Source organism: Pseudomonas macauensis (assembly GCF_047902425.1).
GTDB lineage: Bacteria > Pseudomonadota > Gammaproteobacteria > Pseudomonadales > Pseudomonadaceae > Pseudomonas.
Map to the genome: position 1 here is coordinate 5,314,341 of NZ_CP138377.1, position 14,784 is coordinate 5,329,124.

13 protein-coding genes are annotated in these 14,784 nt (G+C 65.7%); 2 read left to right on the forward strand and 11 right to left on the reverse strand.

Features of this window, described 5'->3' with window-relative positions; genetic code table 11:
* Nucleotides 1–178: 178 nt before the first annotated feature.
* The 9 genes from hflC to SD196_RS24475 form a co-directional block, all read right to left on the reverse strand.
* Nucleotides 179–1,048, reverse strand: coding sequence for a protease modulator HflC (gene hflC / locus SD196_RS24435; RefSeq protein ID WP_275608896.1), 870 nt, complete (start codon nt 1,046–1,048; stop codon nt 179–181).
* Entirely contained in the window at nt 1,048–2,217 is a 1,170-nt protein-coding gene (gene hflK / locus SD196_RS24440; RefSeq protein ID WP_275608897.1) for an FtsH protease activity modulator HflK, read from the reverse strand. The genes hflC and hflK overlap by 1 nt, the downstream gene beginning before the upstream one ends.
* A gap of 95 nt (nt 2,218–2,312) precedes the next feature.
* Entirely contained in the window at nt 2,313–3,614 is a 1,302-nt protein-coding gene (gene hflX / locus SD196_RS24445; RefSeq protein ID WP_275608898.1) for a ribosome rescue GTPase HflX, read from the reverse strand.
* A gap of 12 nt (nt 3,615–3,626) precedes the next feature.
* Nucleotides 3,627–3,875 (reverse strand): RNA chaperone Hfq, encoded by a 249-nt coding sequence (gene hfq / locus SD196_RS24450; protein WP_015479145.1) that lies wholly within the window; start codon nt 3,873–3,875, stop codon nt 3,627–3,629.
* 105 nt (nt 3,876–3,980) lie between these two features.
* Nucleotides 3,981–4,946 (reverse strand): tRNA (adenosine(37)-N6)-dimethylallyltransferase MiaA, encoded by a 966-nt coding sequence (gene miaA, locus SD196_RS24455; RefSeq protein WP_275608899.1) that lies wholly within the window; start codon nt 4,944–4,946, stop codon nt 3,981–3,983.
* Nucleotides 4,947–5,024: 78 nt separating this feature from the next.
* Nucleotides 5,025–6,935, reverse strand: coding sequence for a DNA mismatch repair endonuclease MutL (gene mutL, locus SD196_RS24460; protein WP_343576808.1), 1,911 nt, complete (start codon nt 6,933–6,935; stop codon nt 5,025–5,027).
* Nucleotides 6,932–8,362, reverse strand: a complete 1,431-nt coding sequence (gene amiB / locus SD196_RS24465; RefSeq protein WP_343576806.1) for an N-acetylmuramoyl-L-alanine amidase AmiB — start codon at nt 8,360–8,362, stop codon at nt 6,932–6,934. The genes mutL and amiB overlap by 4 nt, the downstream gene beginning before the upstream one ends.
* An 8-nt stretch (nt 8,363–8,370) precedes the next feature.
* Nucleotides 8,371–8,838 carry a tRNA (adenosine(37)-N6)-threonylcarbamoyltransferase complex ATPase subunit type 1 TsaE gene (tsaE, locus tag SD196_RS24470; protein ID WP_275608902.1) on the reverse strand — a complete coding sequence of 156 codons (468 nt, stop codon included), beginning with the start codon at nt 8,836–8,838 and terminating at the stop codon, nt 8,371–8,373.
* The gene (locus SD196_RS24475) at nt 8,826–10,328 is read right to left on the reverse strand and encodes an NAD(P)H-hydrate dehydratase (RefSeq protein WP_343576803.1); all 1,503 of its coding nucleotides are present in this window, start codon (nt 10,326–10,328) and stop codon (nt 8,826–8,828) included. The genes tsaE and SD196_RS24475 overlap by 13 nt, the downstream gene beginning before the upstream one ends.
* 160 nt (nt 10,329–10,488) lie before the next feature.
* Here SD196_RS24475 and queG point away from each other — a divergent pair, with 160 nt between their 5' ends.
* Nucleotides 10,489–11,550 (forward strand): tRNA epoxyqueuosine(34) reductase QueG, encoded by a 1,062-nt coding sequence (gene queG / locus SD196_RS24480; protein ID WP_343576801.1) that lies wholly within the window; start codon nt 10,489–10,491, stop codon nt 11,548–11,550.
* Between the two features lie 84 nt (nt 11,551–11,634).
* Here the strand turns inward: queG and orn are convergent, their stop codons facing one another.
* Entirely contained in the window at nt 11,635–12,177 is a 543-nt protein-coding gene (orn, locus tag SD196_RS24485; RefSeq protein WP_343576799.1) for an oligoribonuclease, read from the reverse strand.
* A gap of 89 nt (nt 12,178–12,266) precedes the next feature.
* Between orn and rsgA the strand changes: the two genes are divergently transcribed.
* The gene (rsgA, locus tag SD196_RS24490) at nt 12,267–13,298 is read left to right on the forward strand and encodes a small ribosomal subunit biogenesis GTPase RsgA (RefSeq protein ID WP_343576796.1); all 1,032 of its coding nucleotides are present in this window, start codon (nt 12,267–12,269) and stop codon (nt 13,296–13,298) included.
* Nucleotides 13,299–13,720: 422 nt separating this feature from the next.
* Here rsgA and motB read toward each other — a convergent pair whose 3' ends face one another.
* The gene (gene motB / locus SD196_RS24495; protein ID WP_343576793.1) at nt 13,721–14,782 is read right to left on the reverse strand and encodes a flagellar motor protein MotB; all 1,062 of its coding nucleotides are present in this window, start codon (nt 14,780–14,782) and stop codon (nt 13,721–13,723) included.
* Nucleotides 14,783–14,784 lie beyond the last annotated feature (2 nt).

Below are 14,784 nucleotides of genomic sequence, written 5' to 3' on the forward strand. Positions count from 1 at the left end.
GACGCGGGGCGACGGCAATGGCCGGCCCTTGCCTAGCCCCGCAACGACGCATGGTGTGATTTGACGCGCAACCCAAAGGGACGAACCCCGTGTTGCGCGGCGCCCGAGGCTCGATTGAGCATCCGGACAACTCGCAACACGGGGTTCGGCGCGATCACGACGAAGCGTCGACGGACCCTTACGGTTTAGCTTTTTCGAGGTAGCGGAAGAAGTCGTTGCTCGGATCGAGCACCAGCACGTCCTTCTTGTCCGCGAAGCTCTCGCGGTAAGCCTTGAGGCTGCGGGTGAAGGCGTAGAACTCCGGATCGGCGGTGTAGGCCTTGGCATAGATCGCCGCCGCCTTGGCATCGCCATCACCACGGGTTTCTTCCGATTCGCGATAGGCTTCGGCCAGCAGCACGCGGCGCTGACGATCGGCATCCGCGCGGATACCTTCGGCCAATTCGCGACCCTTGGCGCGGTGCTCGCGGGCTTCCCGCTCACGCTCGGTGCTCATGCGCTCGAACACGCTGCGGTTTACTTCCTTCGGCAGGTCGATGGCCTTGACGCGAACGTCGATGACCTCGATGCCCAGCTCCTTCTGCGCCATGCGGTTCAGCGAAGCGGTGATGTCACCCATCAGCGCGTCACGCTCACCGGAAACCACCTCGTGCAGGGTGCGCTTGCCGAACTGGTCACGCAGACCTGCCTCCAGACGACGAGACAGACGCTCGTCGGCGATCTGCTTCATGCCGGAAGTCGCGGTGTAGAAGCGCTCGGCATCGGAGACGCGCCACTTGGCGTAGGCGTCGACCATCACCGCCTTCTTCTCCAGCGTCAGGAAGCGCTGGGTCGGCGAATCCAGGGTCAGCAGGCGGCCGTCGAACTTGCGCACCTGGTTGACGTACGGAATCTTGAAGTGCAGACCCGGCTTCACATCAGCATCGACCACGCGACCGAAGCGCAGCAGCACGGCGCGCTCGGTCTGCTGGACGACGTAGACGGTGCTCCACAGCGCAACCGCGGCAACGACGGCAGCGATCAGGGCAATCAGAGACTTGTTACTCATCAGCGGCTCTCCCTGGTACGCATGTCACGCTGCTGCAGGTCGTTGGCCACCCGCGAACCGATGTCTTGCGCGCTGCTGGTCGTGCTCGGCGTACTGCTCGGGGTTGCCGAACCACGGCCGTCCATCATCTTGTCCAACGGCAGGTAGATCAGGTTGTTCTGACCCTGCTGGCCGGTGACCAGCACCTTGCTGCTCTGGCTGAGGACATCCTGCATGGTATCCAGGTACAGACGCTGGCGAGTGACCTCCGGCGCCTTGTGGTACTCACTGGCCAGCTTGGTGAAGCGATCCGCCTCACCCTGGGCACGGGACACCACTTCATCGCGGTAGCCGTTGGCCTCCTCGATGATGCGCTGCGCCTGGCCACGAGCCTCGGGCACCACACCATTGGCGTAGGCTTCGGCTTGGTTCTTCTCGCGCTGCTCGTCCTCGCGGGCACGGATCACGTCGTCGAACGCTTCCTGCACTTCGCGCGGCGCGGCGGCGCTCTGGATGTTCACCTGGGTCACGGCGATGCCGGTCTTGTAGGTATCCATGAAACGCTGCAGACGCTCCCGCACCTCGGTGGCCATCTGCTCACGGCCTTCGGTGAGGATCTGGTCCATGGTGGTGGAGCCCGCCACGTGGCGCAGTGCGCTCTCGGTGGCGTGCTGCAGGCTGACTTCCGGCTGGTCGACGTTGAGCACGAAGTCCTGCAGGTTGCTGACCTTGTACTGCACGGTCAGCGGCACCTCGACGATGTTCTCGTCCTCGGTGAGCATCTGTCCCTGCTTGCTGTAGGCACGCTCGCGGGTGACGTTCTCCTGGAACTTCTTGTCGATCGGCGGGAAGTAGATGTTCAGGCCGGGGCCCACGGTCTCGTGGTACTTGCCGAAGCGCAGGATCACCGCCTGCTCCTGTTCGTCCACCACGTAAATGGCGTTGTACAGCCACAGCACGGCGAGGATGCCCAGGCCGATGCCGAACAGCCCCAGGCTGCCGCCCCTGCCGCCGCCACCGCCGGTGCCACTGCCACGCTTGGGCTTGCCGAAGATGCCGTTCAGGCTGTCCTGCAGCTTGCGGAAGGCTTCATCCAGATCAGGCGGGCCCTGGCGACCGCCACCACGGCGTCCACCCCAAGGGTCCTGATCGTTCTTGTTCGAGTTGTCACCCGGCTCGTTCCAAGCCATAGCGCTCTCCATCTGATAACGCGAAAACGCGCCTACGGCGCGCCCACCCATGCTACCGAATGCCCCCGCCGCTGCCAAAAGCAGCGTTCCAGGCTTTATTGCAAAGTGTGTTGCGCAATGAACTCCGCCGGCTGCCAGCCTTCGCGACTGACCAGGCGGTTCAACTCGACACGCGGCAGGCGAACCTGCAACACGGCGCGTCCTTGCTCGTCATGCCCCTCGGACTGTACCGCACCCAGCTCGAAGAACTGAGCACGAAGTCGTCCCAGGCGCTGCGGAAGGCAGAGCGTTCCCACGAACATGTCCTCCCCCAGCAATTCGGCGATCGCCTCCTCCACCAACTCCAGCCCCAGCGAATCGCGCGCCGACACCCAGACCCGGACGGGCTTGCCGAGTTCGTCGCGCTGAATCATCGGCTGCATGTCCGGCAGCAGGTCGATCTTGTTGTACACCTCGAGCATCGGCAGCTCATTGGCGCCGATTTCCTGCAATACCGCCAGCACCTGCTCGATCTGCGCATCACGCTCCGGCTCGTGGGAGTCGATCACGTGCAGCAACAGGTCGGCATTGCTCGACTCTTCCAAGGTAGCCCGAAACGCCTCCACCAGCTTGTGCGGCAGGTGGCGAATGAAACCCACGGTGTCCGCCAGCACGATCGGCCCCACGTCATCCAGTTCCAGGCGGCGCAAGGTCGGGTCGAGGGTGGCGAACAGCTGGTTGGCGGCATAGACCTCGGACGTGGTCAGCGCGTTGAACAGCGTGGATTTGCCGGCGTTGGTATAGCCGACCAGGGATACCGCAGGGATCTCCGCGCGACGGCGGCCGCGACGGGCCTGCTCACGCTGGCTGCGAACCTTCTCCAGGCGCGACTTGATCTGGCGGATGCGCCCACGCAGCAGACGGCGGTCGGTTTCCAGCTGGGTTTCACCCGGGCCACGCAGACCGATACCGCCCTTCTGGCGCTCAAGGTGAGTCCAGCCGCGCACCAGGCGCGTGCTCATGTGTTCGAGCTGGGCGAGCTCAACCTGCAACTTACCCTCGTGGGTACGCGCACGCTGGGCGAAGATATCGAGGATCAACCCTGTCCGGTCGAGCACGCGACATTCGAGCGCTCGCTCGAGGTTGCGCTCCTGACTCGGAGTGAGGGTGTGATTGAAGATGATCAGCTCGACCTTCTCGGCATGGACGAGGTCGTGCAACTCTTCGACCTTGCCGCTGCCGATCAGGTACTTGGCTGAAGGCTGGTGGCGCGAAATGTTGACGAAAGCAACCGATTCCGCACCCGCCGAACGTGCCAGCTCCTGGAACTCCTGCGGGTCTTCGCGCGCCTCGGGGTCCTGACCTTCCAGATGGACCAGAATGGCCCGTTCCCCACCACCCGGGCGCTCAAAGAACAAGGCGGACTCCCGTCAAACGTTGCCCGGCTCGGCCGGCTGATCACCGCTGGGCAGACGCACCGGACGGCTAGGAACAACGGTGGAGATGGCGTGCTTGTAGACCATCTGGCTGACAGTGTTTTTCAGCAGAATCACGAACTGGTCGAAGGATTCGATCTGGCCCTGCAGCTTGATGCCGTTGACCAGATAGATGGAAACCGGGACGCGTTCTTTGCGCAGGGTATTGAGGTAAGGGTCTTGTAGCGAATGCCCTTTTGACATATGCCGCACTCCTTGTAAGGGTAAAAAACTGATTTAGTAGTAGTGAATTTGGCTTAACGCCGTCCTGAACCCCAAGGATAGACGGCCGAAATTAAGGTCTCGAGCCTATATGGAGACCGCCTCAAGGTATTTCAAGGCACGCGGCAAATTGTCGCTTGCCTGGCTGTCCAACCAGTGTAGATGGCTCCAGCTACGCAGCCAGGTGAACTGGCGCTTCGCCAGTTGCCGCGTGGCGATGACGCCGCGCTCCACCATCTCAGCGTAGGACAGTTTGCCCTCGAGGTAATCCCATACCTGTCGGTAACCCACCGCCCGTATGGAAGGCAGCCCCGCATGCAAGTCATTTCTTGCGCGGAGGCGTTCGACCTCGGCGATGAAGCCCTGTTCCAGCATCTGGTCAAATCGTTGCGCGATACGCGCGTGCAGTACCTGTCGTTGCAGAGGCGCAATCGCCAGATGGGCGACAGTATACGGCAATTGCCCGCCGCCTTGCGCGCCGAAACCCGCATTTTCACTCGCTTGGCGCTGGCGATGTGCAGTCATGGACATACCGCTTACGCGGTACACCTCCAGTGCCCGAGTGAGGCGTTGCGGGTCGTTCGGATGGATGCGCGCGGCCGACTCCGGGTCTACTCGCGCCAGCTCCGCGTGCAGGGCGCCCCAGCCTTCGGCCTCGGCCCAGGCTTCCAGTTCGGCGCGCACCGCAGGGTCGGCGCTGGGCATGTCGGCCAGGCCTTCCAGTAATGCCTTGAAATACAACATGGTGCCGCCGACCAGCAGCGGGATCTTCCCGGCTGCGGTGATCTCGGCCATCGCCGCCAGGGCGTCGGCGCGGAATTCCGCCGCCGAGTAGGCTTCGCTGGGGTCGCGGATGTCGATCAGGCGGTGTGGAAACTCGGCCAGCACCTCGCGCGACGGTTTGGCAGTGCCAATGTCCATATCGCGGTAGATCAGCGCCGAATCCACGCTGATCAGCTCCACCGGCAACAGGCGCGCCAGCTCCAGCGCCAGGTCGGTCTTGCCGGCGGCAGTGGGGCCCATGAGGAAAATCGCGGGAGGCAGGGAGGACATCGGGAACTCGTTGTTACGCGCTGCTGAAACGTTTGGCGCGCAGTTTACTGCACTTTCCTGAACGCAGGCTTACGAAAATCAACGCCCGCGCAGGAACAACTTGTCCAGTTCGTCGAGTCCCAGTTGCGTCCAGGTCGGGCGGCCGTGGTTGCACTGGCCGCTGCGCTCGGTGATTTCCATGTCGCGCAGCAGACCGTTCATCTCCGGCACGGTCAGCCGGCGGTTGGCGCGCACGGCGCCGTGGCAGGCCATGGTGCCGAGCAACTCGTTGAGGTGCGCCTGGATGCGGTCGCTGGTGCCGTACTCCAGCAGATCGGCGAGCACGTCGCGCACCAGCTGGGTGGCCTCGGCCTGCTTGAGTAGAGCCGGGATCTGGCGGATCGCCAGGGTTTCCGGGCCGAGCCGCTGCAGTTCGAAGCCCAGTTTGGAGAACCAACTGCCGTGTTCCTCGGCGCAATCCGCCTCGCGCTCGCTGACGGCGATGGACTCCGGCACCAGCAGCGGCTGGCCGCGCAGGCCTTCGCTGGCCATGGCGGTCTTCAGGCGCTCGTAGGTGATGCGCTCGTGGGCGGCATGCATGTCCACGAGAACCAGCCCATGGGCGTTCTCGGCGAGGATATAGATGCCTTTGAGCTGGGCCAGGGCGTAGCCCAGCGGCGGCACGTCCTGGCTGCTTTCCGGCAGCGCCTGCGGCGGCTGGTCGGGCAGCGGCGCGAAGTAGGCCTTGTAGGCACCCTGGGCTTCCTGGATCGGCGGCATCTCCGGGCGCGACTGCGAATAGCTGTAGCCACCACCGCCCGAACCACCAGAGCCGCCCGAGGACGGGCTGGGCTGCCAGGCACGCGCGGCGGCCGGAGCTTCCAGCACGGTTTCCGACAGGCGCATTTCGCCCTGCGGGCCGAACTCGCCAGCGGCGGCGCCGGTGGGGCGCGGCACGGTCAGGGTGGTGGCGCCCGGCGGCGCCAGCTGGTCGTCAGGCCGCACTTCGGCCAGCGCCCGGTGCAGGGTGCCGTAGAGGAAGTCGTGGACCATGCGGCTATCGCGGAAACGCACTTCGTGCTTGGTCGGGTGCACGTTGACGTCCACCACCGACGGATCGACCTCGAAGAACAGCACGAAGGTCGGATGACGGCCGTTGTACAGCACGTCGCGATAAGCCTGGCGCACCGCGTGGGCGACCAGCTTGTCGCGCACCATGCGGCCATTCACATAGAAGTACTGCAGGTCCGGTTGGCTGCGGGAGAAGGTCGGCAGGCCGACCCAGCCCCACAGGTGCAGGCCGTTTCGTTCGACCTCGATGGGCATGGCCTGCTCGAGGAAACCGGAACTGCACACGGCGCCCACGCGGCGGGCGCGGGACGCTTCGTCCTTCGCCTCGTGCAGCGAGAGGATGGTCTTGCCGTTGTGGCGCAAGTGGAAAGCCACGTCGAAGCGGGCCAGGGCCAGGCGCTTGATGACTTCCTGCAGGTGATCGAATTCGGTCTTCTCGGCACGCAGGAACTTGCGCCGCGCGGGAGTATTGAAGAACAGGTCTCGCACTTCGATGCTGGTGCCCACCGGATGGGCCGCCGGCTTCACGGTGGACTCCATGTCGCGGCCCTCGACCTCGACCTGCCAGGCCTGTTCGGCATCGGCGGTACGGGACGTCAGGGTCAGACGCGATACAGAGCTGATCGAAGCCAGCGCTTCGCCACGGAAACCCAGGCTCATCACCCGTTCCAGGTCTTCCAGTTCGCGGATCTTGCTGGTGGCGTGGCGCGCCAGGGCCAGCGGCAGGTCCTCGGCAGGAATGCCGCTGCCGTCGTCACGCACCCGCAGCAGCTTCACGCCGCCCTGCTCGACCTCGACGTCGATGCGCTTGGCGCCAGCGTCGAGGCAGTTTTCCAGCAGCTCCTTGATGACCGAGGCGGGTCGCTCGACCACCTCGCCAGCGGCAATCTGGTTGGCCAGCCGCGGTGTCAGCAGCTGGATTCGACGCAGCTCGCTCATTGCTGGGACGCCAGGGAGGTGCCGGGAATCTTCAGCACCTGGCCGACCTTCAACTCGTCGCTCTTGAGCGAGTTGGCACTGCGAATGGAGGCAGTGCTGACGTCATAGCGACTGGCAATCATGGCCAGGCTGTCACCGCTGCGCACCACGTGCTCGCGCGGGCCGGTGGGAAGCTGGCCGCCGTCACGCAGCGAGGCGATGTAGGTGCCCGGCGGCGGCGTCTGCACAAAGTACTGGCGAACACCGCCGGCAATGGAGCGCGCCAGGGCCTGCTGGTGGGAGGCGCTGGAGAGCTTCTGCGATTCATTGGGGTTGGAGATGAAGCCGGTTTCCACCAGGATCGACGGGATGTCCGGGGACTTCAGCACCATGAAGCCGGCCTGTTCCACTCGCCGCTTGTGCAGCGACGTCACCCGGCCGACATTGGTCAGCACCTTGTGACCGACGTCGAGGCTGGAGGACATGGTGGCGGTCATCGACAGGTCGAGCAGCACGCCAGCGAGCATCTTGTCCTTGTCGTCCAGGTTCACGCCGCCGTCGCCGCCGATCAGGTCGGAACGGTTTTCACTGTCGGCCAGCCAGCGTGCGGTCTCGGAGGTCGCGCCGCGATCGGACAGGGCGAACACCGATGCACCGAAGGCGCTGCGGCTGGGCGCGGCGTCGGCGTGGATGGAGACGAACAGGTCGGCGCCCTTCTTGCGGGCAATGGCGGTACGCCCACGCAGCGGGATGAAGTAGTCGCCGGTGCGGGTCAGCTCCGCGCGGAAGCCTTTCATCTGGTTGATCTGGCGCTGCAGTTCGCGGGCGATCGCGAGGGTGATGTTCTTCTCGTGCAGGCCGTTCGGACCGAGGGCGCCGGGGTCTTCACCGCCGTGACCGGCGTCGATGGCGATGACGATGTCGCGCTTGCCGCCACTGCTGGGCGCAGGAATCTTGGTCACCGACTGGACGGGACTGACCGGCGCGGCAGGTACGTTCGGCGTCGGCGTGGCCGGAACGTCCGGCGCGATGTCGGCGCCCTGGTCGTACAGGTCGACGACCAGGCGGTTGCCGTATTGCTGGTTCGGCGCCAGCACGAAGCTCTTGGGTGTGACCGGGTTCTTCAGGTCCAGCACCAGGCGCAGGTCGGTGGGCGAACGCTGGGCGGCACGCACCGAGGTGATCGGCGTGTTATTGAGCTTGAGCTTGTCCAGCGCAGTGGACATCTGGGCGCCATTGATATCGACGACGATGCGGTTGGGCGCACTGAGCGTGAACAGGCTGTGCTGCACCGGTCCGGAAAGATCGAACACCAGCCGGGTGTTGTCTGGAGCCCGCCAGATGCGGACGCTCTTGATTTGCGTGGCGGCAAAAGCCTCGCCGGCAATCATTGCCAGCAAAACAGTCATCCCCGTAAACAACGCCCGCAGGCGCAACCCCCAACCCATCTTTTTTCTCATGCTCCCGTGGCCAGGGCGGCACACCAGGCTTCGCCCCGCATACCTTGCGGCTTCAGGCGCAGCATGCGACCGCCCGCATGGGGACTAATGGTAATGTCCATGTCGGCCTTTGGCAAAATGCCTGTGCCCCGTTCAGCCCATTCGATCAGGCACAGGGCATCCCCCTCGAAGTAGTCGCGGATGCCGAGGAACTCCAGCTCCTCCGGGTCGGCCAGGCGGTACAGGTCGAAGTGAAAGGCACGAATGTCGCCAATCTCGTAGGGCTCGACCAGGGTGAAGGTGGGGCTTTTCACCGCCCCGCCGTGGCCCAGCCCCCGCAGGATGCCGCGCGACAACGTGGTCTTGCCGGCCCCCAGGTCGCCGTGCAGATAGATCACCCCGCGCCCGCCGGTCGCCTCGGCGATACGGCGGCCAAGGTCGTACATGGCCTCTTCGCCTTCGGCGAACAGATTCAGTTCAGGCATGGGCTGAGCTCCTCGAGCAACTGACGAACGGCAGGAATCATATCGGTGGCGGCCAGCCCCCGCCCCAGCGGACCGAGCGACTCGCCGGCGCAGGCATGGAGCCAGACGGCCAGGCAGGCCGCATCATAAGCGGGCAGCCCCTGCGCCAGCAGCGCGCCGAGGATGCCGGAGAGCACATCGCCCAGCCCGGCGCCCGCCATGGCCGGATGGCCGTGGCTGCACAGCGCCAGCCGCCCGTCCGGAGCGGCGACCAGGCTGCCGACACCCTTGAGCACCACAACCGTCTGGTAACGCTGCGCCAGCACATGGGCGGCTTTCGGCCGGTCGGCCTGGACTTCGGCGGTGGAGAGGCCAAGCAGTCGAGCCGCCTCGGCCGGATGCGGGGTCATCACCCAGTCGCCGGACGGGCGCGAAACCAGGCCCTCCGCCAGCAGATTGAGGGCATCGGCATCCCAGACCTGAGTGCGCTCCAGGCTGGCCGCCGCACTGACCAGCACGCGCCCCCAGGCCTCGCGGCCAACGCCCGGCCCCACCACCAGCACGCTGGCCCGCTCGGCCAGGCGCAACAGTTCGGCAGACGAGGAAACACCGCGCGCCATCAGCTCCGGGCGACGGGCCAGGGCGGCGGGCACATGGGCTGCACGGGTAGCCAGGGACACCAGCCCGGCGCCGCAGCGCAGCGCGCTCTCGGCGGCCAGCAGGACCGCGCCACCCATGCCGGTATCGCCGCCGATCACCAGCGCATGGCCGAACAGGCCCTTGTGCGCGGCCTTCGGGCGCGCAGCCAGACGCGGCAAGGAGGCAGGCGCGAGACGGCGAGCAACGCAGTCATCGGGGATCAGCGCCGGATCGGCGTCCAGGCCGTCGAATACCCATTCGCCGCACTGGTCCGGCCCGCTTGCGGTAAACAGCCCCACCTTGAGACCGATGAAGGTCACGGTCAGATCGGCGCGAACGGCGCAACCCAGCACCTGGCCGGTATCCGCACTGAGGCCGGAGGGGATATCCACCGCCAGAACCGGCAGGCCGCTGGCGTTGATCGCCGCGATGGCCGAGGCATAGGGCTCGCGCACCGTGCCACCGAGGCCGGTACCGAGCAAGGCGTCGACCAGCACGCCGCGCAGCTCGGAGCGATCGCTCCAGCCTTCGATATCCACACCCGCCGCACGCGCCTCGCCATGGGCGGAGGCGGCGTCGCCGGACAGGCGCGAGGTATCCCCCACCGCCAGCACCCGCACACGCCAGCCGGCGCGCAGGGCCAGGGCAGCGATCAGGTAGCCGTCGCCAGCGTTGTTGCCATGGCCGGCCAGCACGGTGATTTCACCCGCATCAGGCCAGCGCCGGCGCAGGGCGCGCCAGGCGGCATGGGCGGCACGACGCATCAGTTCGAAGCCGGGGGTGCCGGCGGCGATCAGGCGTGCGTCGAGGTCGCGCACCTGTTGCGCGCTGTAAAGATTCAGGGGCAGATCGTCGTGGGGATGGGCAGTCATCGCTTTTCCGGGCGGCGGAATGTGTCGCCTTGGAGCCTGTTCCTAGCGCCGTCATGCCGACGCGCAGCAGTTTTCGAACGGACTCCTGGCGCGCGGACGGGCCGGCGCCGGCAAGGTCTGGCAGAATTATACCTACCCGGACTCCGCTTTCCCGCTCCCCATGCACGATTCGACGCTCGACTATGAAGACCTCGCCCGCTCCATCAAGGACTGGGGGCGCGAACTCGGCTTCCAGCAGGTCGGCATCGCCGGCCTCGACCTTGCGGAGCACGGCGCGCACCTGCAGCGCTGGCTGGAAGCGGGCTACCACGGCGAGATGGACTACATGGGCGCCCACGGCAGCAAGCGCTGGCGGCCGGACGAACTGGTACCCGGCACGCTGCGGGTGATCTCGCTGCGCATGGACTACCTGCCCGGCGACACCCGCATGGCGCAGGTACTGGGCAACCCGGAGAAGGCCTACGTCTCGCGCTACGCCCTGGGCCGCGACTATCACAAGCTGATCCGCAAGCGCCTGCAGCAGCTGGCCGAACGCATCCAGCAGAAGATCGGCCCGTTCGGCTTCCGCGCCTTCGTCGACAGCGCGCCGGTACTGGAGAAGGCCATCGCCGAGCAGTCCGGCCTGGGCTGGATCGGCAAGAACACCCTGGTGCTCAACCGCAAGGCCGGCAGCTACTTCTTCCTCGGCGAGCTGTTCACCGACCTGCCGTTGCCGATCGACCCGCCACACGGTACGGAACACTGCGGGCGCTGTTCGGCCTGCCTGGACATCTGCCCGACGGCGGCCTTCGTCGCACCCTATGTGCTGGACGCGCGGCGCTGCATTTCCTACCTGACCATCGAGCTGAAAGGCGCGATCCCGGAAGATTTGCGCCCGCTGATCGGCAACCGCGTTTTCGGCTGCGACGATTGCCAGATGGTCTGCCCGTGGAACCGCTTCGCCCGCGCCACCGATCAGGGCGATTTCCAACCGCGCCACAGTCTGGACAACGCCGAGCTGGCGGAGCTGTTCCTGTGGACGGAGGAAGAATTCCTCAGCCGCACCGAAGGCTCACCGTTGCGGCGTGCCGGTTATGAACGCTGGCTGCGGAACCTGGCGGTGGGACTGGGCAACGCCCCCTCCACGATTCCGGTGATCGAAGCGCTGAAGGCGCGACGGGAGTTCCCGTCGGAACTGGTGCGCGAACATGTGGAGTGGGCGCTGGGCCGGCACAACGTTTGACGCGAAGGCTTTTCGTAGGAGCGAGCTTGCTCGCGAACAGCCCCGCAGCGGAAGTTGTTCGCGAGCAGGCTCGCTCCTACAAGATCAGACCTTGATGAAATGCTCGCGGTAGTAACGCAGTTCGGCGATGGACTCGCGGATGTCGTCCAGGGCCAGGTGGGTGTTGCCTTTCTTGAAGCCATCGCGCACCTGCGGGGCCCAGCGCGCGGCCAGTTCCTTGAGGGTGGAGACGTCGAGGTTGCGGTAGTGGAAGTAGCCTTCCAGCTTCGGCATGTGGCGATAGAGGAAGCGGCGGTCCTGGCAGATGCTGTTGCCGCAGATCGGCGAGCTGCGCTTGGGCACCCACTTCTCCAGGAAGGCCAGGGTCGCAGCTTCCGCTTCGGCGGCGGAAATGGTGCTTTCGCGCACGCGCTGGGTCAGGCCGGACTGGCCGTGCTGGCGGGTGTTCCACTCGTCCATGCCGGCGAGCAGCGCCTCGCTCTGGTGCACCGCGATCACCGGGCCTTCCTCGAGGATGTTGAGATTGCTGTCGGTGACGATGGTCGCCATCTCGATGATGACGTCCTTGTCCGGGTCCAGACCGGTCATTTCCAGGTCGATCCAGATCAGGTTCTGTGGGTTCTGCATGATGGGGCTCCTCAGCTCAGCCCTCTAGTTTAGCGGGAAGCGGGCATACGCATGCTAAACTCCGCGGCGATTTTCCCTGTGGATACCCTATGGCCAAGCGTCACCTCACCCGCCGGCAGAGCTGGCGGATCGAAAAAGTTCAGGAAGAGCGCGCTGCCCGCGCGGCCAAGCGCGAATCGCGCGTCCTGGAAGAACTGGAAGGCGGCGACCTCGGCCCGGAGCAGACCGGTCAGGTGATCGCCCACTTCGGGGTGCAGGTGGAAGTCGAGGCGCAGGAAGGCGACCACGCGGGCCAGGTGTTCCGCTGCCACCTGCGCGCCAACCTGCCGACGCTGGTGACCGGCGACCAGGTGGTCTGGCGCCCCGGCAACCAGGGCATCGGCGTGATCGTCGCGCAACTGCCGCGCAGCTCCGAGCTGTGCCGCCCGGACATGCGCGGCGTGCTCAAGCCGGTGGCGGCCAACGTCGATCGCATCGTGATCGTCTTCGCCCCGCGCCCGGAACCGCACGCCAATCTGATCGACCGCTACCTGGTGGCCGCCGAGCATGCCGGCATCAAGCCGCTGCTGCTGCTGAACAAGGCCGACCTGATCGACGAGGAAAACGCCCCCTTCATCGACAGCCTGCTGGGCACCTACCGTGAACTGGGCTATCCGCTGCTGGAGGTCTCGGCCTTCAACGGCCTGGCGATGGACTCCCTGCGCGCCGCGCTGAACGAGCACGTCAGCGTGTTCGTCGGCCAGTCCGGGGTCGGCAAGTCGTCGCTGGTGAACGCGCTGCTGCCGGGTGTCGACACCCGCGTCGGCGACCTCTCGGAAGTCACCGGCAAGGGCACCCACACCACCACCACCGCGCGGTTGTTCCACTTCCCCGCCGGTGGCGACCTGATCGACTCCCCCGGCATCCGCGAATTCGGCCTCGTCCATGTGAGCCGCGACGATGTCGAAGCCGGCTTCATCGAATTCCACGACCTGCTCGGCCACTGCCGCTTCCGCGACTGCAAGCACGACCGCGAGCCGGGCTGCGCGCTGCTCAAGGCGCTGGAAGATGGGCGTGTCTCGCCACAGCGGATGGCCAGCTACCGGCACATCCTCGCCAGTCTGCCGGAAGACGAGTACTGATTCGCGGATAAAGCCTTCCGCTTTATTCGCCCTGCACTATTAGGTAGGAGCTCCCTTGTAGGAGCGGAGCTTCTCCGCGAAATCCCGGCGAAGCCGGGACATCCTTTTGCGGCCTGATCGCCGGCCTATTGGCCGGATCGCGGACAAGGTCCGCTCCTACGAGATGCATCTGCGCTCGGGCTGGCCCTCACCCTAACCCTCTCCCAGCGGGAGAGGGGACCGTCCGGTGCAGGATGAAACTACTCTGTCAGCCGGCACGATCTGGCTCCCTCTCCCTGAGGGAGAGGGCTGGGGTGAGGGGGAAAGCCCTGGCACAGATTCAGCCGGGACAAGACAGTTGCTCCTACGAAAGCCCGCGCCGCCTACCTCATCGCGCATGCCACCCACAAAAAGGCCAGCTTCTCAGCTGGCCTTTTCGTTTCTTACTGCTGCTTGTTCAGCTCGTCGAGCTTCAGCGTGCCGCCGTCGTCGAACAGATTGAGCTTCTGCTTCAACTGGTCCGCCGGCAACGGCTCACCCTGCCCGGCTGCCGGCTGCGCGGGTGCAGCGTTGGGCTGGACGTCGCCTGGAGCTGCAGGAGCGGCGGCGCCATCGGCGGGCTTGCCCGCACCGCCATCCTGGCCCTCGATGGCGCGCTGGGCCTTCTTGGTCAGGACGATGATGTCGATGCGGCGGTTCACCGGGTTCAGCGGCTTGTCGCGGTCGAACAGCGCCGACGACGCATAGCCCACCACGCGGGCGATCTGGTCTTCCGGATAACCGCCTGCCTCCAGCGCGCGACGCGCGGCGTTGGCGCGGTTGGCGGAGAGCTCCCAGTTGCCGAACTCGCCATTGCCGGCGTACGGCTTGGCATCGGTATGGCCGCTGATGCTGATCTTGTTCGGCACCTGTTTGATGGTCTCGGCCAGCGCCAGCAGGATGTCCTCGAAGTACGGCTGCAGGCGCGCGCTGCCCAGGTCGAACATCGGCCGATTGTCCGAGTCGACGATCTGGATGCGCAGGCCGTCCTGGGTGATCTCGAACAGGATCTGGTCCTTGAAGCGCTTGAGCGTCGGGTTCTCGTCGACCTTGTTCTGCAGCTCCTGCAGCAACAGCTCCAGGCGCTCCTTCTCCAGCTTCTCGGCGATGTTCTCCGCCTGCTCGGGGTTGACCTTGGCCTCGTCCTCCGGGCTGACGCGGGTCTCGTCTGCCTCGGGCTGCGCCTGGACCTGCGGGTTCAGGGTCTTGTCCGGCGCGGGAGTCGGCGTGCCGCCCAGGTCGATCACATAGGGACTGGCGCTCTCGGTGAAACCGATCGGGTCCTGGAAGTAACCGGAGATGGCCTTCTTCTGCTCCGGCGTGGCCGAGGACAGCAGCCAGAGCACCAGGAAGAACGCCATCATGGCGGTGGCGAAGTCGGCGAAGGCGATCTTCCAGGAACCGCCATGGTGGCCCGCGGCGTAGCGCTTGACGCGCTTGACGATGATCGGCTGGTTGTTATCCATCG

What these genes read in the sequence shown, in the direction of transcription:
- hflK (WP_275608897.1), bottom strand. Translation starts at nt 2,217, where the DNA reads ATGGCTTGGAACGAGCCGGGTGACAACTCGAACAAGAACGATCAGGAC.
- hflC (WP_275608896.1), bottom strand. Translation starts at nt 1,048, where the DNA reads ATGAGTAACAAGTCTCTGATTGCCCTGATCGCTGCCGTCGTTGCCGCG.
- queG (WP_343576801.1), top strand. Translation starts at nt 10,489, where the DNA reads ATGCACGATTCGACGCTCGACTATGAAGACCTCGCCCGCTCCATCAAG.
- mutL (WP_343576808.1), bottom strand. Translation starts at nt 6,935, where the DNA reads ATGAGCGAGCTGCGTCGAATCCAGCTGCTGACACCGCGGCTGGCCAAC.
- SD196_RS24475 (WP_343576803.1), bottom strand. Translation starts at nt 10,328, where the DNA reads ATGACTGCCCATCCCCACGACGATCTGCCCCTGAATCTTTACAGCGCG.
- rsgA (WP_343576796.1), top strand. Translation starts at nt 12,267, where the DNA reads ATGGCCAAGCGTCACCTCACCCGCCGGCAGAGCTGGCGGATCGAAAAA.
- orn (WP_343576799.1), bottom strand. Translation starts at nt 12,177, where the DNA reads ATGCAGAACCCACAGAACCTGATCTGGATCGACCTGGAAATGACCGGT.
- hfq (WP_015479145.1), bottom strand. Translation starts at nt 3,875, where the DNA reads ATGTCAAAAGGGCATTCGCTACAAGACCCTTACCTCAATACCCTGCGC.
- amiB (WP_343576806.1), bottom strand. Translation starts at nt 8,362, where the DNA reads ATGGGTTGGGGGTTGCGCCTGCGGGCGTTGTTTACGGGGATGACTGTT.
- miaA (WP_275608899.1), bottom strand. Translation starts at nt 4,946, where the DNA reads ATGTCCTCCCTGCCTCCCGCGATTTTCCTCATGGGCCCCACTGCCGCC.
- motB (WP_343576793.1), bottom strand. Translation starts at nt 14,782, where the DNA reads ATGGATAACAACCAGCCGATCATCGTCAAGCGCGTCAAGCGCTACGCC.
- tsaE (WP_275608902.1), bottom strand. Translation starts at nt 8,838, where the DNA reads ATGCCTGAACTGAATCTGTTCGCCGAAGGCGAAGAGGCCATGTACGAC.